14 protein-coding genes are annotated in these 17,790 nt (G+C 70.4%); 8 read left to right on the forward strand and 6 right to left on the reverse strand.

Annotation, left to right across the window (positions count from 1 at the left end; genetic code table 11):
- The first annotated feature begins 35 nt into the window (after positions 1 to 35).
- Entirely contained in the window at positions 36 to 1,280 is a 1,245-nt protein-coding gene (locus ACIPTO_RS21105) for an FAD-dependent oxidoreductase (RefSeq protein WP_401194387.1), read from the forward strand.
- A gap of 22 nt (positions 1,281 to 1,302) precedes the next feature.
- On the opposite strand, the gene ACIPTO_RS21110 is transcribed toward ACIPTO_RS21105, so the two are convergent.
- Complete coding sequence (locus ACIPTO_RS21110) at positions 1,303 to 2,811, reverse strand: cryptochrome/photolyase family protein (RefSeq protein WP_401194389.1); 1,509 nt, start codon at positions 2,809 to 2,811, stop codon at positions 1,303 to 1,305.
- Between the two features lie 316 nt (positions 2,812 to 3,127).
- Positions 3,128 to 3,613, reverse strand: a complete 486-nt coding sequence (locus ACIPTO_RS21115) for a MarR family winged helix-turn-helix transcriptional regulator (RefSeq protein ID WP_401194392.1) — start codon at positions 3,611 to 3,613, stop codon at positions 3,128 to 3,130.
- A gap of 90 nt (positions 3,614 to 3,703) precedes the next feature.
- Between ACIPTO_RS21115 and ACIPTO_RS21120 the strand changes: the two genes are divergently transcribed.
- A complete protein-coding gene (locus ACIPTO_RS21120) occupies positions 3,704 to 5,920 on the forward strand; it encodes an MMPL family transporter (protein WP_401194395.1) in 2,217 nt (738 codons plus the stop codon).
- Positions 5,921 to 6,118: 198 nt separating this feature from the next.
- The gene (locus ACIPTO_RS21125; protein WP_401194397.1) at positions 6,119 to 6,733 is read left to right on the forward strand and encodes a GNAT family N-acetyltransferase; all 615 of its coding nucleotides are present in this window, start codon (positions 6,119 to 6,121) and stop codon (positions 6,731 to 6,733) included.
- A 126-nt stretch (positions 6,734 to 6,859) separates the two neighbouring features.
- Here ACIPTO_RS21125 and ACIPTO_RS21130 read toward each other — a convergent pair whose 3' ends face one another.
- Both ACIPTO_RS21130 and ACIPTO_RS21135 read right to left on the reverse strand, forming a co-directional pair.
- Positions 6,860 to 7,051 (reverse strand): hypothetical protein, encoded by a 192-nt coding sequence (locus tag ACIPTO_RS21130; RefSeq protein ID WP_401194738.1) that lies wholly within the window; start codon positions 7,049 to 7,051, stop codon positions 6,860 to 6,862.
- A gap of 146 nt (positions 7,052 to 7,197) precedes the next feature.
- Entirely contained in the window at positions 7,198 to 8,442 is a 1,245-nt protein-coding gene (locus ACIPTO_RS21135) for an ROK family protein (protein WP_401194400.1), read from the reverse strand.
- Between the two features lie 274 nt (positions 8,443 to 8,716).
- Here ACIPTO_RS21135 and ACIPTO_RS21140 point away from each other — a divergent pair, with 274 nt between their 5' ends.
- From ACIPTO_RS21140 to ACIPTO_RS21155, 4 genes are read left to right on the forward strand one after another with little or no spacing between them, the layout of a single operon-like run.
- Positions 8,717 to 10,099 (forward strand): extracellular solute-binding protein, encoded by a 1,383-nt coding sequence (locus tag ACIPTO_RS21140; RefSeq protein WP_366315020.1) that lies wholly within the window; start codon positions 8,717 to 8,719, stop codon positions 10,097 to 10,099.
- Positions 10,096 to 11,022, forward strand: coding sequence for a sugar ABC transporter permease (locus ACIPTO_RS21145; RefSeq protein WP_366315022.1), 927 nt, complete (start codon positions 10,096 to 10,098; stop codon positions 11,020 to 11,022). The genes ACIPTO_RS21140 and ACIPTO_RS21145 overlap by 4 nt, the downstream gene beginning before the upstream one ends.
- Positions 11,022 to 11,918, forward strand: a complete 897-nt coding sequence (locus ACIPTO_RS21150) for a carbohydrate ABC transporter permease (RefSeq protein ID WP_366315024.1) — start codon at positions 11,022 to 11,024, stop codon at positions 11,916 to 11,918. Before ACIPTO_RS21145 ends, ACIPTO_RS21150 begins: the two co-directional genes overlap by 1 nt.
- Positions 11,919 to 11,946: 28 nt before the next feature.
- On the forward strand, positions 11,947 to 15,009 hold the full coding sequence (locus ACIPTO_RS21155) for an alpha-mannosidase (protein ID WP_401194405.1): 3,063 nt from the start codon (positions 11,947 to 11,949) through the stop codon (positions 15,007 to 15,009).
- An 11-nt stretch (positions 15,010 to 15,020) separates the two neighbouring features.
- On the opposite strand, the gene ACIPTO_RS21160 is transcribed toward ACIPTO_RS21155, so the two are convergent.
- Complete coding sequence (locus tag ACIPTO_RS21160; RefSeq protein WP_401194408.1) at positions 15,021 to 15,548, reverse strand: SRPBCC domain-containing protein; 528 nt, start codon at positions 15,546 to 15,548, stop codon at positions 15,021 to 15,023.
- Between the two features lie 135 nt (positions 15,549 to 15,683).
- Between ACIPTO_RS21160 and ACIPTO_RS21165 the strand changes: the two genes are divergently transcribed.
- Positions 15,684 to 16,625, forward strand: a complete 942-nt coding sequence (locus ACIPTO_RS21165) for a LysR family transcriptional regulator (RefSeq protein WP_401194410.1) — start codon at positions 15,684 to 15,686, stop codon at positions 16,623 to 16,625.
- Between the two features lie 41 nt (positions 16,626 to 16,666).
- Here ACIPTO_RS21165 and ACIPTO_RS21170 read toward each other — a convergent pair whose 3' ends face one another.
- A complete protein-coding gene (locus ACIPTO_RS21170) occupies positions 16,667 to 17,785 on the reverse strand; it encodes an acyl-CoA desaturase (RefSeq protein ID WP_366315032.1) in 1,119 nt (372 codons plus the stop codon).
- Between the last annotated feature and the right edge of the window lie 5 nt (positions 17,786 to 17,790).

A 17,790-nucleotide genomic window follows, 5' to 3' on the forward strand; every position in this document is an offset into this window, starting at 1 on the left:
GAGACACAGACACGTAGAGACGTGGGAGGCCTCAGGTGACCGGTGAGCGAGCGTCTCGGCGGTGGGACGTGGTCGTGGTGGGTGGCGGGCTGGCCGGTCTGGCCTGTGCGCGGGATCTGTGTGCGCGAGGGCTGCGGGTACGGCTGCTGGAGGCCGGGGACCGGGTCGGCGGCCGGATGCGGACCGACCGGGTGGAGGGGTGTGTGGTGGACCGGGGATTCCAGGTGTTCAACACGGCCTATCCGCAGGTGCGCGCCCATCTTCCGCTCCGGGAGCTGCGGCTGCGGGCGTTCACACCGGGGTTCCTCGTGCACGACGGCGGGCGGCGGCTGCGGTTCGCCGACCCGACGCGCGCGCCCCGGCAGGCATGGCGCGGTGTCGCCGGCGGGCTGGCCGGGCCACGCGATCTGGCGGCCCTGGCCGCGCTGACCGGCTTCGACGCACTGGCGCCGGCCGCTCTGGTCCGGCGGCCGCACGACACGTCCACGCGACGGGCGCTGACGGCAGCGGGCTTCAGTACGGGGTTCGTGGAACGGTTCTTCCGTCCGTTCCTGTCCGGCGTGTTCCTGGAGGAGGACCTGGCGACGTCGAGCCGGTTCTTCCACCTGGTGTGGCGGAGCATGGCGCGCGGCACGATCTGTCTGCCCGAGTCGGGCGTGGGTGCCGTACCCGAGTCGCTGGCTTCCGCGCTGCCGCCGGGGACGGTCGCCCTGGAGTCACCGGTGGTGGCGCTGACCGACGAGGGCGTGCTCGACGGCGAGGGGCGGACGGTGCCCGCGCGAGCGGTGGTCGTCGCCACGGACGCGGCAGCGGCGGCCCGGCTGGAGCCAGGGCTGACCGTGCCGCCGCACCGCACGGTCACCACCTACTACCACCTCGCGGCCCGCTCACCGCTGCGCGAGCCGACCCTCCTCACGGACACGCGGCGGCGCTTCACCAACAGCGTCGTGCTGAGCGAGGCCCACGCCGGGTACGCGCCACGCGGGTACGCGCTGATCGCCACCTCCGTACTCGGCGACGACAGCGAGGGACGCGAAGGGGCGACGCGGACCGCGCTCGCCGAGTGCTACGGCGCCGAGACGGCGGACTGGGACCTGCTCACCGTCCGGACGGTGCCCGGCGCGCTGCCGGCCATGGAACCGGGTCTCCCCCTCAGCCGCCGTGCCCGGGTGGCCGCCGGGCGGTACGTCTGCGGCGACCACCGGGCCACCGGCTCGGTGCAGGGCGCGCTCGCCTCGGGTGCCCGCGCCGCCCGGGAGGTGGCCGCCGACCTGGGCTGAACCGGCCGGCCCTGCGCCGGGTTCACGGCGTACGGCTGTCCCAGCGCCGGTCGGCGTCGAGCACCGCGTCGAGGTTGCCCAGCCGGTCCAGGCCCTGCACGGCCCGGGCGGTGCGCTGGTTGGCGGCGAGCAGGTCGCGATGGCGGTGGGCGAAGGACCAGTAGCCGGTGGTGAACGGGCAGGCCCGTTCACCCGCGCGGTCGCCGGGACGGTAGGCGCAGCCGTCGCAGAGGTCGCTCATGCGGTGGATGTAGGCGCCGCCCGACGTGTACGGCTTGGTCGTCATACGGCCGCCGTCGGCGTACTGGGACATGCCGGTGACGTTGGGCAGCATCACCCAGTCGTAGCCGTCGACGAAGCAGCGGTGGAACCAGTCGGTGACCCGGCCGGGCTCCCAGCCCCGCTGGAGGGCGTGGCTGCCGAGGATCATCAGGCGCGGGATGTGGTGCGTCCATCCCGTGTCCCGTACCTGGGCGAGGACGGTGGCGAGGCAGCGGGCCTCGACCGCGTCTGCGTCGAGTTCGAGGAACCAGTCGGGCAGCGCGGTGTGATGCCCGAGTCCGTTCTCGTGCCGGTAGTCCTCACCGAAGTACCAGTAGAGCTGCCACACGTACTCACGCCACCCGGCGACCTGCCGGACGAATCCCTCGACGCTGTTGACCGGGGCACGGCCGGCGCGCCAGGCCTCCTCCGCGGCGGTGACCGTCTCCCACGGGTCGAGCAGGCCGAGGTTGAGCGACGCGGAGAGCAGGCTGTGGCTCATGACCGGGTCGGCGGCGAGCATGGCGTCCTCGTGCGGTCCGAACCCGGCGAGCCGGTGTTCGACGAACCGGCGGAGCCCCGCGCGCGCCTCCCGCCGGGTGGCGGGAAAGAGGCGGGGTCCGTCGCGGCCGACGAAACGAATGCCGTCCTCGCGCTCCCAGCGGTCGAGATCGGCGCGCACCTCGGCGTCGATGTCGTCCTCGCGGGGCCGGTAGGGCTCGGGGGCACCGAGGGTGCGCGCGCCACGAGGGGGGCGTTCCCGGTTGTCGTGATCGTGGTTCCATCGCCCGCCGGCCGGGCTGTCGCCGTCCATCAGCAGGCCGAGCGCCCGGCGTGCCCAGTGGTAGAAGTCCTCCTGCCGCAGCCGCCCGGCTCCGCCGTGCTCGTCGGCCCAGGCGCGGAAGGCGTGCTGGGGAACGAGGAAGCCGCGCGCGGGAAGCACCCGTACGTTTTCCAGGGAGCGCACCAGGCCCAGGGCGGCACGTGAGGTGGGGTGGTGAACGGTCACCGGGTCGTCACCGACCGCCTCGCGCAGCCCCTCACGGTAGGTGTCGGCGCGGACGTAGTGGACGCGGTCACCGAGTTCGGCGGCACGGTGGCGCATCGCGGAGAGCACCAGGTGGGCCTTGGCCCGGTGGAATCTGCGGCGGCGGAACACCGAGCGGGCCTCGATCATCACGACCTTGCTGTCCCGGGCCGGGCCGCCTTCTTCCGGTGCGAGGAAGTGCGGGCCCAACTGGTCGCCGAACAGCCAGTGCCAGTCGTTCATGATCGCTCCGTGAGGTGAGAAGGCGGCCCGGGAAGGCTGGGGTGCCCCGCACGCACAGAGAGCTCCCGGATACGACGCCGAGGTGCACCCGGGACAACGTACGGGAGCGGGCGCCCTTCGCCGGAGCGACGCGCGCGCGTCCTCGTGGCCGTCCGGCCCGCACCCGCGCGTGTTCGATCCCGTGGAGGGGCTGTGGGGTGGGGCGCGCTGCCTACCCCACAGTTGAACAGGCGTCAGACGCAGGCAGGCAGCGCGGCACCAGCCCAGCCCAGCCGTTCAACGGCTCAACGGCTCAACGGCTCAACGGCTCAACGGCTCAACGGCTCAACAGTCCGAGTTCCCGGTTCATCTCGGTGAGGAAGCGGAGGACGACGGCCAGTTCGTCGGCGCTGAAGCGCTCGCACGCGGCAGCGGTGCTCCGGGCCAACGGCCGGAAGTAGTCGGCTGCGACGCGCCGACCCGCCGTCGCATAGTGCAGGTGGACGACACGACGGTCGTCGACCGCCCGGACGCGCTGGATGTGGCCCGCCTTCTCCAGGCGGTCGATGCAGGCGGTCACGGCACCGGACGTGAGGCTCAGACGCTCGCGCAGCCGGCCCGGTGTCATGGGTCCGTCCTCGGCGTCGGCGTCCAGGATCGCGATGAGTGCCAGTACGTCCGTGAGGTGCAACCCCTGCGCCTGCGCGAAGTCGTGGGCGATGCGGTTGAACTCGGCGTTCATGGCGCGCAGGAGTACGGCGAAGTTCTGCAGTCCCGTCGGGTCGTCTCCGGGAGAGATCGACGAGGTGTTGTTGACGGGCATGACACCAGTATATGTTCTCTCAATCATTGAGATTCTTGATGACTGACTTACTGTTTCACCGTTCACCTTCTCTGCCGCTTGAGGATGTTCATGCGAACCACATCGCGCCGGGCCCGGTGGCTCGTGCCCGTCGTCCTGCTCCTCGTCTGGCTGGGCGTGGGCGGGACCCTCGGTCCCTACGCCGGGAAACTGGGCGAGGTCGCGACCAACGACCAGGCCGCCTTCCTCCCGCAGAGCGCCGAGTCGACCCGGGCACTCAAGGCACAGAAGGCGTTCGACCAGTCCGAGACCCTGCCGGCCATCGTGATCTGGACGGCCCACGGAAACCAGGTCGGCAAGGTCCAACAGGCCGCCGCCACCCGCGCCGTGGGCACGCTCGCCGGACAGTCCGGGATCGTGGGCCGCCCCTCCCCCGCCCTCCTCTCCGACGACGGACAGGCCATGCAGGCCGTCGTACAACTGAGGCCCGACCTCGGCAAGGACCTTCCCGACGTCCTCGACAGGGTGCGCGAGGCGATCCGGGATGTGCCGGGCGCCATGGCGCAGATCGCGGGACCGGCGGCGAGTCAGGCCGATCTGTCGAACGCGTTCGCCGGGATCGACGGACTGCTGCTGGGGGTGGCACTCGGCGCCGTCCTGCTCATCCTGCTGCTCGTCTACCGGAGCGTCCTGCTGCCGTTCCTGATCATCATCGGGTCCGTGTTCGCTCTCGGGCTGGCGTGTGCCGTCGTCTACGCGCTCGCGGACCGGGACATCGTCCGGGTGGACGGGCAGGTACAGGGCATCCTGTCGATCCTCGTGATCGGCGCCGCGACCGACTACGCCCTCCTGCTGGTCGCCCGCTTCCGTGAGGAGATCACCCGGCACGACAACCCGGCCGCCGCTGCCGTGACCGCGCTGCGCAGGTCGTTCGGTGCGATCACGGCAAGCGCCGCCACCGTGGCGCTCGGACTCCTCGCCCTGCTCGCCAGCGACCTCACCAACAACCGCGCCCTCGGTCCCGTCGGCGCCATCGGCATCGCATGCGCCGCGCTCTCCGCGCTCACCTTCCTGCCGGCCGTACTGGCGCTGCTGGGCCGTACCGCGTACTGGCCCTCTCGGCCGAAGGCCTCCGACGCACCCGGCACACCTGGCACACCCGCCGCAGCAGCCGGCTCGGCAGCTTCCGCAGCCGAGGGACGCGGTGTGTGGACACGGGTCGCCGGCGTCGTGAACCGGCGTCCGCGGCGGACCTGGGTGGTGACCGCCCTCGTCCTGGCCGCCTTCGCGGCCTTCTCACCGACCTTGTCCGCCAAGGGAGTTCCCCTCGACGAGATCTTCGTGGGCCACGCCGACTCCGTCACCGCGCAGCAGACACTCGGCAAGCACTTCCCCGGCGGCTCCGGCAATCCCGCGGTGATCATCACCGACGCCGACCGCGCCGCTCAGGTGGCGGCCGCCGCCTTGCGCACCGAAGGCGTGGCATCGGCCGGCACGGTGTCCGCCTCGGGACGGCCAGGTGCCGGCAAGCCCCTCGTCGTCGACGGCCGCGTACGGATCGACGCCGTTCTCAAGGCGGCGGCGGACAGCGACGCGGCCAAGGAGACCATCGCCCGGCTGCGGGCCGATGTGCACGCCGTGCCCGGAGCCGACGCGCTGGTCGGCGGGTACACGGCGCAGCAGTACGACACCCAGCGGACCGCCGCCCGCGACCGCACGGTCATCGTGCCCATCGTGCTCGGCATCATCCTCGTCATCCTGATGATGCTGTTGCGCTCGCTTCTGGTGCCCGTCCTGCTGGTGGCCACCGTCGCCCTCAACTTCCTTGCCACGCTCGGCGTTTCGGCACTCGTCTTCCAGCACCTTCTCGGCTTCAGCGGCACGGACGCCTCGGTGCCGCTGTACGGATTCGTGTTCCTGGTGGCCCTCGGCGTCGACTACAACATCTTCCTGATGTCGCGCGTACGGGAGGAGTCGCTGACCCACGGCACGCGGGCCGGCGTGCTGCGCGGGCTGACCACCACCGGCGGGGTGATCACCTCGGCCGGAGTCGTGCTGGCTGCGACGTTCGCGGCCCTGACCGTGATCCCGCTCGCGTTCCTGGTGCAGATCGCGTTCATCGTCGCCTTCGGCGTCCTCCTCGACACGTTCGTCGTCCGCTCACTGTTGGTACCGGCCCTTGTGCTCGACATCGGCCCCCGAGCCTGGTGGCCCAGTTCCCTGGCCCGGGACACCGACCATGCCGGGACCGGGCGCGAAAGCCATGGCACCGGTCGAGCAGACGGAGAGAGCACGGACCGCCCCCGCCCAGCACCCCGCGGCATGTGAGTGATGCGGCATCGGCCCCAGGCTCACGGGGAGCCTGCGGAGTCGCGCTGTATTCGGCGGTCGCACAGTGCTGGAACAGCACTTCAGCGGTCTTCTCACCAGGGGCGGGGCACGATGTGGCAAGCACTGTTTCGCCGGTCCGCGGGACCGCTACCGCTGCATCCGCCTCTGCGCGGTAGGTGCGGCGCGGGCCGGCATGTGGTGCGCGGCGAGCGGCTGCTGTTGTACACGCCGCTCATAGCTCTTGATGTCCTCGCGCCCGCGGCGGCCGGTTCCGATGCCGAGGCACAGCGCTGGCTGGGGTCCCCGAACGACGAGATCGTCGAGGACGAGGGCACGCGAGACGTGTTGTTGTCCCTCCGCGCGGATGACGACCTGTCAGGGTTCGAGACGCGCGACCGCTTGGTGATGATGAGGAAGCTGGAGAAGCACTCCGGCGGTCTCGTCCGGCTCACGGCGGTGCATATGGCCGACGGCAGATACGCGGGCGCGACGAACGTGAGCCTCGAATCCGGCGAGATCGGAGGCTGGCTGGCCCCGGCCTACCGCGGGCAGGGACTCGGGGCAGAGCTGTTTCGCGCGGCCGTCGAGCTGGGGCACCGGCATCTCGGACTCAAGGTCGTGCGGGCAGGCGCCGAGCCGACGAACGACGCGTCTCGAAGAGCGCTTGCCTCGGCGGGCTTCAGCCCTGCGTCAGGACCGCCACGGTTCGCCTTGGGCGACGGCCGTGAGGTCGACGCATGCTGGTACCAGCATGTGCAGGAAGCGACTTCCCACTGCCGTGGTCGAACCGCCCGGCCACCTCTGGAGTGAGACCGCGGACCCGCACGCCGACTCGTGATCTTCGCCGCTGAAGCGCCCGGCCATCCGCAAGAACTTCGGCGGCACCGAGAGCTGTCTGCGCACCGCCACCTCGCCGCTGTGCTGTCCGGACACCCCCTAGCCAGGCTGGGCGGCGAACAGTTCCAGGTGCGCGCAGACGGGGCAGCGGAAGGCATCGATCTGCCAGTGCGGTCGGCCCATCTTCTTGGCGTTGCCGAGCGGGCCCCGCTGAAGCGGCCCTGCGATCCACCGCGCGAACCCGCGGGCACCTTGGCCGGACTCCTCGACGAAGCCCGGTTCCAGTCCCACCGCGCCGCATTGGGTGCACCGTATGTTGTTCATCGGGTGAGTGTATGAAGGGCCTGCGGACGTCGGCCGCCAGGGGCCTGCCTCCGTGGTTCCCGCCCCGGGTCGCACCCACCGGACCGCCGGTCTCCCCTCGTCACCGCACTCGGTCAGCCGGGCACCTCGGTCAGCATCCGCCAGCCCGGCGCGTAGTTGCCGTGCAGCACGAGTGACGCGGCCCCGACCGCGCCGACCGTGTCCCCGATGAGGCTCTGTTCGACAGCGATCGGACGGATCACGCGGGCGACGGAGGTGCGGTTGACGGCGGTCTCGATCTCCTCGCGCATCATCGGTTCGATGCCCCGCAGCGCCTCACCGCCCAGGACGACCCTGCTGACGTCGAGCAGGCTCGCGGCACCGCGCGCGGCCTCGCCGATCCGGCGCGCGGCACGCTGCAGGACGTCGCGGGCGGCCGGATCGCCCTCGCGAACGGCGCGGCGCAGCGCCTTCCAGTCGTCGTGGACGGAGTCCGGCGCTCCGGTGAGACCGATGCGTGCGCCGGCGTCCGGGCCGTGCAGGCGCAGCAGGTCGTCGATGATCGCGGGCGGGGTGACGTACGGCCCGAGGCAGTCGAGGGCGCCGCACTGGCAGACCCGGTCGCCGGGCTCCACCGCCATGTGGCCGAATTCTCCGGCGTTGCCCGAATCCCCGTGCAGGACGGTGCCGTTGAGGACGATTCCGGCGCCGATGCCCGTACCGAAGTAGAGGAACAGGAAGCTGCCCGCGCGGTCGGCACCGCCGATCCAGCGTTCGCCTATGGCGGCGGCGGTGGCGTCGTTGTCGAGCGCGACGGGCAGTCCGGTGGCCTCGCCGAACATGTCGACCAGGGGCACTCTCCCCCAGCCCGGGAAGTTGGGCGGGGAGACGACGGCGCCGGTGGTGCCGTCGAGCGGTCCGGGTGCGGCGATCCCGAGGCCGAGCAGGCGGGCGCGGTCCACTCCGGTGCGGTCGACGAGCCTGCCCGCGGCGCGCGCGACCCGGTCGACGACGTCGGCGGGATCGCCGGGGTCGGCGAGCCGCAGCCGTCGGCCGCCGATCACCTCGCCCGCCAGGTCGACCACGACGATCACCGCGGCCTCGGGGTCGAGGTGGACGCCGACCGCGCAGGCGCCGTCGGCCCGGATGGACAGCAGGGTGCGGCGCTTGCCGCCGCTGGAGGGGGCCTGGCCGGCTTCGGCGACGAGGCCGGCGTCGAGCAGTTTGCGGACGACGTTCGAGACGGTCTGGTTGGTGAGGCCGGTGAGGGCGGCCAGTTCGACCCGGCTCACCTGGCCGGTGGTGCGGATGGCGTCCAGGACGACGGCCTGGTTGTAGCCGCCGACCCGCGGCAGGTTCGTACCGCTGAGTGTCGTCACCTGTCACTCACCTGTGCCCCCAGTATGAGACCGGCCCCCGAGGCCTTGTCGTGCGGCCGTCGGGAGGCATTCCGGCGGGTGCGCCGGTGGCGGAAGTTTACATACTCGAAGCATTGACTTCATCCATCAAATGGATTTAGCTAACGCCCACCAAATCCGGCCAACCAGGCCAGACAGCGCAGGGCGGCGCCGAGTGTGGGACGCCGTTCGTCTGGCTTCCCGTCCGGTAAAAGTCCCGGTCTTCCCTCAGGTTTCGCGTTCCGGAGGAACCACTGTGCGCTCATCGAGAATCGTCACCGCCGCGGCCTTCAGTGCCGCCATCGCCCTGGTCGCCACCGGCTGCGGCTCGGGCTCCTCAGGCAGCTCGGCCAAGTCGATCAAGGTCGTCTACTGGCAGAACCTCGACAGCACCAACAAGCTCCAGGCCACGTTCCTCGCGTCGATGGTGAAGGAGTTCACCAAGGCCAACCCCGGTACCAAGGTGAACCTGGTGCCGGTGACCGCCTCCGAGAACGACTACTACACCAAGATCCAGCTCATGATGCGCTCCCCCGCGACCGCGCCCGACCTGGTCTACGAGGACACCGCGCTGATCAACTCCGACATCGCGGGCGGCTACCTCAAGCCCCTCGACGCCTACACCGCGAAGTGGAGCGACTGGTCGCAGTACGCCAAGGCCGCCAAGGGGGCGGTGACCGGCGCGTCCGACGGCAAGACCTACGCGGTGCCGGACGACACCGACACCCGGGGCATCTGGTACAACAAGGACCTTCTCAAGAAGGCCGGGGTCGCCGTGCCCTGGCAGCCGAAGACCTGGGCCGACGTGATCGCCACCGCCAAGAAGGTCAAGGCGAAGCTGCCCGGAGTCACCCCGCTCAACCTCTACACGGGCCAGGCGGGCGGCGAGGCGTCCTCCATGCAGGGCTTCGAGATGCTGCTGTACGGCACACCGGCCGCCGACAAGTCGCTCTACGACGCCTCGCAGAAGAAGTGGGTCGTGGGCAGCCAGGGCTTCAAGGACGCGCTGGACTTCGTCCACACCGTGTACAGCCAGGGTCTCGGGCCGTCCAAGGAACAGGCTCTGGGCGCCAACTTCGGGACCGCGGTGGGCACCGAGCTGATCCCCGAGGGCAAGCTCGCGATCGACATCGACGGCTCCTGGATGCCCAACAACTGGAGCTCCGCGGCGGCCAAGCCGTGGACCGAGTGGCAGTCGGTGATGGGCACCGCGGCCATGCCCACGCAGAACGGCCAGGCACCCGGCCGGACCAGCATGTCGGGCGGCTGGGCCTGGTCGATCCCCGCGAAGGCGGGCAACCCGGACCTCGCCTGGAAGTTCCTGTCGACCACGCTCCAGACCAAGACCAACGCCGCGCAGTGGAACGTCACCAACGCCAACATCGCGGTCCGCACGGACGTGGCGGCGGACCCGAAGTACCTGAACTCGGTGCCGACCAACAAGTTCTTCACCGAACTGGTCGCCGACACCCACTACCGGCCCGGCCTGCCCGCCTACAACCAGGTCTCCACCGCGATCCAGAAGGCGATGGAGTCGGTGACGACCGGTCAGGCGTCCGTCGACAAGGCCGCGTCGACGTTCGATAACGATGTCAAGGCCGCGGTCGGCGCCGACAAGACCGTCGAGGGCAGCTCGTGACCGCCCTCGCCCCGGCGCCTCACGGGACCGGCGCCCGCCGGTCCCGCGGGGCGTCCGCCCCCGCCGTCCGGTCCCTGCTGCGCGGTCTGCCGACGGTTCCGGCCGTGATCCTGCTCGCCGTCTTCCTCGCCGGGCCGATCGGGTACTGCGTGTACTACGCGTTCACCGACATGCAGCTCACCGGGGCCTCCGGCACGAACTTCATCGGCCTGGACAACTTCACCCGGGCCTTCGGGGACGGCGACTTCCTCAACTCCGTCAAGCTCACCCTGGTGTTCGTGGTCGGGTCCGCGGTGATCGGCCAGAACACGTTCGGGCTGGCGCTGGCCATCCTGATGCAGAAGGCCACGGGGCCGGTACGGGCCCTCGTCAACGGGGTGGTCATCGCCGCCTGGGTGCTGCCCGAAGTGGTGGCCGGCTATCTGATGTACGCCTTCTTCTACAACCAGGGCTCCCTCAACTCCCTGCTCGACACCCTGCACCTGCCGCAGCAGAACTGGCTGTACACGATGCCGATCCTGGCGGTCTGCCTGGCCAACGTGTGGCGTGGCACCGCCTTCTCGATGATGGTCTTCACCGCCGCGATCAACGACGTGCCCCAGGAACTCATGGAGGCCGCGGAGATGGACGGGGCGAACCCCTGGCAGCGGCTGTGGCGGGTCGTCCTGCCGGTCATCAGGCCGTCGATCCTCACCAACCTGATGCTGATCACCCTCCAGACGCTCTCCGTCTTCGGGCTGATCTACACCATGACCCGCGGCGGACCGGGCAACAAGAGCGAGACGCTGCCCATCTTCATGTACCAACAGGCCTTCCAGAACAGCCTGATCGGCTACGGCACCGCCATCGCCCTCGTGCTCCTGGTGGTCGGCGCCCTGTTCTCCGTCGTATACATCCGGCTGCTGAAACTGGAGGACGACTGATGGCCGCCGTCGCCACGCCCCCCGCCACGTCACCGGCACACACCGCGCCGACCGTACGGTCCCCGCGCGGGCCGCGCCGGATCAGGCCCGGCCGGGTCGCGATCAACGCCGTGCTCCTCGTGGTGTCGGTGCTGTACCTGCTGCCGCTGGTGTGGATGGCGCTCGCCTCGGTGAGCGACACCAACTCCTTCCAGCTGCGCATGCCGTCGGCCCTGACGCTCGACAACTTCGACGCGGTCCTCAACGTGGACACCACCTACCGGCCCATGCTCAACAGCCTTCTGCTGTGCGGCTTCGGCACGGCCGTGACCGTCGTGGTGTCGGTGCTCGCCGCCTACCCGCTCTCGCGCTACCGCTCCCGGCTGCGGCGGCCGTTCCTCTACACGATCCTGTTCTCCACCGGCCTGCCCATCACCGCCGTGATGATCCCGGTGTACAGCATGTTCGTACAGGTGAACCTGATCGACTCGATGCCCGCGACCGCACTGTTCCTGGCCGCGTCGGCACTGCCCTTCGGTATCTGGCTGATGAAGAACTTCATGGACGGTGTGCCCATCGTCCTGGAGGAGGCGGCCCGGATCGACGGCGCCAACACCATGCAGGTGCTGTGGCGGGTGGTGCTGCCGCTGATGCGGCCTGGTGTCGTCGTGGTCACCATCTTCACGTTCATCGGCATGTGGGGGAACTTCTTCGTCCCCTTCATCCTGCTGCTCTCCCCGGAGAAACTCCCCGCGTCCGTCAGCGTGTTCACCTTCCTCAGCGCCCACGACCAGACCCAGTACGGGCAGTTGTCCGCGTTCTCCCTCCTCTACTCGATGCCCGTCGTCCTGCTCTATCTGCTGCTGGCCCGCAAGCTGGGCGGCGGTTTCGCCCTCGGCGGCGCGCTCAAGGGCTGACTCCCCACCCGTACGGAGAAGACATCACATGCACAACGACCGTGACGTCATGGAACAGCGGCTGGCCCGCGTCCTGGACGAACGCATCCGGCCGGCCGTCCACGCCCGGTCCGTCCCCCTCGACGTGCGGATCTGGAACGTGCCCGGCGAACCGGTCCCGGTGAGCGAGGGCCTGTCCGCCCCCTACGGCCCGGCACGTGTCGGCGACCACTGGGGACCGGCGTGGTCCACGAGCTGGTTCAGGGTCAGCGGGACGATCCCCGCGCAGTGGGCCGGCGAAAGGGTCGAGGCCGTGCTCGACCTCGGGTTCTCCACCCACTCCCCCGGCTTCTCCGCCGAGGGGCTCGTCTACCGCGCCGACGGCACCGCGGTGAAGGCCCTCAACCCGCGCAACACCTGGCTGCCCGTCACTCAACAGGCCGCCGGGGGCGAGGAGTTCACGGCCTTCATCGAGGCGGCGGCCAATCCGGTCGTCATGCACACCGCCCCCGACGAGCTGACCTTCGGCCCCACCCCGGTGGGCGGGCGGGCGCACTGGCTGGGCGGGAACGGCTACCGCACCGGCGAGCCCCTGTACCGGCTGCGCCGCCTCGACCTCGCCGTCGTCGACCGCGAGGTCCACGAACTGGTCCAGGATCTCGACGTGTTGGGCCAGCTGATGCACGAGCTGTCGCCGGACGCCCCGCGCCGCTGGCAGATCCTCCAGGCGGTGGGCTACGCCCTGGACGCGATCGACCTCCAGGACGTCGCCGGCAGCGCGGCGGCGGCCCGCACCCGGCTCGCCCCCGCGCTGGCCGCGCCCGCGCACGCGAGCGCCCACCGCGTCACGGCCGTCGGGCACGCCCACATCGACACCGCGTGGCTGTGGCCGCTGCGCGAAACCGTCCGCAAGGTCGCCCGGACGGTCTCCAACGTCACCCAACTCATGGACGACCACCCCGAGTTCAAGTTCGTGATGTCCCAGGCCCAGCAGCTCGCCTGGCTGAAGGAGCACCGCCCCGAGGTCTACGCGCGCGCCCAGGAGAAGGCGAAGACCGGGCAGTTCCTGCCCACCGGCAGCCTCTGGGTGGAACCCGACACCAACATCACCGGCGGCGAGGCGCTGGTGCGCCAGTTCGTCCACGGCAAGCGGTTCTATCTGGAGGAGTTCGGGGTCGAGACCGAGGAGATGTGGCTGCCGGACACCTTCGGCTACAACGCGGCCCTGCCCCAGCTGATGAAGCTGGCCGGGGTCCGCTGGTTCCTCACCCAGAAGATCTCCTGGAACACCACCAACAAGTTCCCCCACCACACCTTCTGGTGGGAGGGCATCGACGGCACCCGTATCTTCAGCCACTTCCCGCCCGTCGACAGCTACAACGGCGAGCTGTCCGGCACCGAAGTCGCCCACACCGTACGGAACTTCCAGGACAAGGGCCCCGCCAACCACTCCCTCATCCCGTTCGGCTACGGCGACGGAGGCGGCGGCCCCACCCGCGAGATGCTCTCCCGCGCCGCACGCCTCAAGGACCTGGAGGGCTCGGCCCGCATCGAGATCGACACCCCCACCGCGTTCTTCGAGCAGGCCCACGCCGAGTACGAGCGCAACGGCGGCGCCCCCGTCTGGTCCGGTGAGCTGTACCTGGAGTTCCACCGCGGCACCCTCACCAGCCAGCTCGCCACCAAGCAGGGCAACCGCCGCAGCGAACACCTGCTCCGCGAGGCCGAGTTGTGGGCGGCGACGGCGACCGTGCGCCACGGAGTGCCATACCCCTACGAGGAGTTGGACCGGCTGTGGAAGACGGTGCTGCTGCACCAGTTCCACGACATCCTGCCCGGGACGTCGATCGCGTGGGTGCACCGCGAGGCGGAGGAGACGTACGCGGCCGTCGCCCGGGAGCTGGAGGAGCTGATCGGCTCGGCGCAACGGACCCTGGCCGGGCCCGGTGACGGACACGTGGTGTTCAACGCGGCACCCCATGTCCGGGGCGGAGTCCCCGCGTTGGGCGCCGCTCCGCGATCCGATTCACCGGAGGCCCCGGTGGCACCGGTCGCGGACGGCGACGGCTTCGTCCTCGACAACGGAGTCGTGCGCGTCACGGTGGACGCACGCGGGCTGGTCACGTCGGCGTACGACCTGGTGGCGGGCCGGGAGGCCCTGGCGCCCGGCACGGTCGGCAACCTGCTCCAGCTGCACCAGGACTTCCCCAACCAGTGGGACGCCTGGGACATCGACGTGTTCTACCGCAACACCGTCCGCGACCTCACGGAGGCCGAGTCGGTGGCGTCGACCGGGAACGCCGTACGGGTGGTGCGCCGCTTCGGCGACTCGCGCGTGGAGCAGACCCTCTCCCTGCCGGCCGGCTCCCGGCGTCTGGTGATCGACACGGTCGTCGACTGGCACGAGCGGGAGAAGCTTCTCAAGGCGGCGTTCCCGCTGGACGTCCGCGCCGCGCACTCCACGGCGGAGATCCCGTTCGGCCATGTCGAGCGACCCACACACACCAACACCAGTTGGGACGCGGCCAAGTTCGAGGTCTGCGCCCACCGCTTCCTGCACGTCGGCGAACCGGACTGGGGCGCGGCCGTGGTCAACGACTCCTCCTACGGCCATGACGTCACCCGCGATGTCCGTCCCGACGGCGGCACGACCACCACGGTCCGCGTCTCCCTGCTCAGGGCGGCCCGCTTCCCCGACCCGGACCAGGACCAGGGCACCCACCGACTCGGCTACGCCCTGGTGATCGGCGCGGACGTCACCGACGCCACCCGCGAGGGCTACCACTTCAACCTCCCGGAGCGCACGGTCCCGGGCGCCTCGCCGGTCGCCCCGTTGGTGACGGTCGACCACGAGGGTGTGGTCGTGGAGGCCGTGAAGCTCACCGACGACCGCTCCGGCGATCTCGTCGTACGCCTCTACGAGTCGCGTGGTACCCGGGCGCACGCCACCCTCACCACCGGGTTCCCGCTGGCGTCGGTGTTCGCGACCGATCTCCTGGAACGCCCGCTGGACGATCCGACGAGTCATCGACACGTCGACGACGACGTGGAGTTGGCCCTGCGCCCGTTCCAGATCCTCACCTTGCGGCTGCGGGCCACGCCGTCCGGCTGACGGTGGCCCGCTCAGGCGTCGGCGCGGCCTCCGGCGGCGCGGACCAGTCCGTCCAGCCAGGCCTGGTGTCCGTTGAGCATGGGGTTGGGGCGCTCGTCCGCCAGCGCGGCGGCGGGCTCCCCGATCTGTGTCTCCTGCGTCAGGACGCGGACCCGGTCGCCCGGGAGGTCCTCGACCAGCCAGGCGTGCAGCACGTCGAGCCGCTCGGCGGGTCCGCCGTCCTGCTTCGCCGTCCAGGACAGCCGGCCCGGGACGTCGTCGGACGGGGCCTGGAACTCGATGACGCGGGCGGCCAGGGGCGGGAAGCCGAAGGTCCCGAAGCTGAAGACGAGGTCGTCCTTCAGCTCGGGGCCGCCGCCCTGCGGGAAGGAGATGTCGGCGACGTTGTCGTAGTAGCCCTCCCAGGTCGAGGTGTCGGTCAGGTAGTGCCAGATCCGGGTGGCGGTGAGGTTCCGGACGATCACCTCGTTCGAGACGAAGTTGTCGCCGGTGCCGGGCAGGTACTTCTCGGGCCAGTTGACGGCGTTCTGCGTGGTCATGCGGGTGCCTTTCGGGCGAGCCGAGTACAGGGTGGTGTGGGCTCGACAGTAGGCACGCCATCGATCGGACTACCAATAGGAGAGCCGATGTCCGGTATCGGATCTCCTATTCCCGCTCGGGCTACGCTGACGTGCATGAAGAAGCGAACGGCGGTCGAGGACGGGACCGAGGGAGAGGTCGGGCAGCTCTCCTCGCACGCCGATCTGAACCTGCTGCGTACTTTCCTGGCCGTCTACCGCTCCGGCTCGTTCACCGCGGCGGCCCCCCTGCTCGGGCTCTCCCAGCCGACCGTGACCGCCCAGATCCGTGCTCTGGAGCAGCAGACCGGTCGTGAACTGTTCACCCGGCTGCCCCGAGGGGTCGAGCCGATGCCGCTCGCGCACGAGCTGGCCGGGCAGGTGTCGGGGCCGCTGGACGCCCTCGCGGCTGTCGAGGCCGGCGGTGGACCGCTGTCGGGACACACCGCCCCGGTCCGTCTCGCCGGCCCCTCCGAGCTGCTGTGCGTGCGGGTCCTGCCCGCGCTCGCGTCGCTCGTCGCCGACGGCGTCCAGCTGCGGGTCACCCAGGGACTGACCGAACCGCTGCTGGAGGAGCTGCGCTCCGGTCGGCACGACCTGGTCATCGCCACCCGGCGCCCGCGCGGCCGGGCGCTCGCGTCGGTGCCGCTGGCCGACGAGGAGTACGTCCTGGTCGCGGCCCCGGCGTGGGCCCGGCACGGCACGGACGACGTGTGCGGCTCACTCCGGGACGTCCCGCTGGTCACGTACGCCGAGGACCTGCCCATCGTGCGGCGCTACTGGCGCACGGTTCTCGGCAGGCAGCTCACCGCCCGGCCCGCGGTCACCGTGCCGAACCTGTACGCGGTGCTGTCGGCGGTGACCGCGGGAGCCGGCTACAGCGTCCTGCCCCGCTCCTTGTGCCAGGAGCACCTGGACTCCGGCCGCCTGGCACTCCTGCACGATCCGGCGGAACCTCCGCTCAACACCCTCTTCCTGGCCCAGCGCCCCGGAGCCGACACCAACCCGGACGTGGTCCGCGTCCGGGACCGCCTGCGGGAGACGGCGCGCGGCTGGTAGCGGGACGCCGTCGCGGAGCCGCCGTAGGACAGGAGTCGGGGTCAGGCCGCTACGAGTTCCTGCTCGCGGTCCGGTGTCCTGACGGTGGGCTTCTTGTTCGGCAGGGAGAGCCGGACGACCTTGTGCCAGGCGGAGAACACCTGCTTGGGGAGCGGTCCGGTGACGTAGTCCAGCTCGTACTTCTCGAAGAGCGCCCGCACCTTCACCGCGACCTCGGCGTACCGGTTGCTCGGCAGGTCCGGGAACAGGTGGTGCTCGATCTGGTGCGACAGGTTGCCGGTCATGAAGTGCATGGCCTTGCTGCCGCTGATGTTCGCCGAGCCCATCATCTGGCGCAGGTACCACTGGCCGCGCGTCTCGCCCTTGATCGACCGGCGCTCGAAGACCTGCACGCCCTCGGGGAAGTGCCCGCACATGATCACCGAGTGGGACCAGAGGTTGCGGACCAGGTTCGCGGTGAACGTGGCGCCGAGCGTGGTGAGGAACGACGGGCCGGACAGCAGCGGGTGGATCACGTAGTCCTTGAGCACCTGCTTGCGGATCTTGCGGCCCACGGCCCTGGCCCGCGCGCGGAACTCCGGGTTCTTGCGGCGGCGCTTGTGCAGGTTCTTGCCGAGCTCCAGGTCGTAGGCGGCGATGCCGTACTCGAAGAAGCAGGCGTTGAGGAAGTTCCACAGCGGCTGGCCGAGGTGGAAGGGCTGCCACTTCTGGTCCTCGTCGACGCGCATGATGCCGTAGCCGAGGTCGTTGTCCTTGCCGATCACGTTGGTGTACGTGTGGTGCAGCTCGTTGTGCGAGTGCTTCCACTGGTCGGCCGGCGAGACGTGATCCCATTCCCAGGTGGTGGAGTGGATCTTCGGGTCCCGCATCCAGTCCCACTGGCCGTGCAGGATGTTGTGGCCGATCTCCATGTTGTCCATGATCTTCGCCACGGACAGACCGGCGGTGCCGATCAGCCACGCGGGCGGGAAGATCGAGAACAGCAGCACTCCCCTGCTCACCATTTCGAGCGTGCGCTGGGCCGAGATGACCTTGCGGATGTAGGCCGCGTCCTTCTCACCTCGGCTGGCGATCACCTCGTCGCGGATCGCGTCCAGCTCGCGGCCGAGCTCCTCGATCTGCTCCGCGGTCAGGTGGGCGGTGGGGTCGATGGCGGTCAAGGTGC

The sequence above is a fragment of the Streptomyces sp. NPDC090083 genome (assembly GCF_044747445.1).
GTDB lineage: Bacteria > Actinomycetota > Actinomycetes > Streptomycetales > Streptomycetaceae > Streptomyces.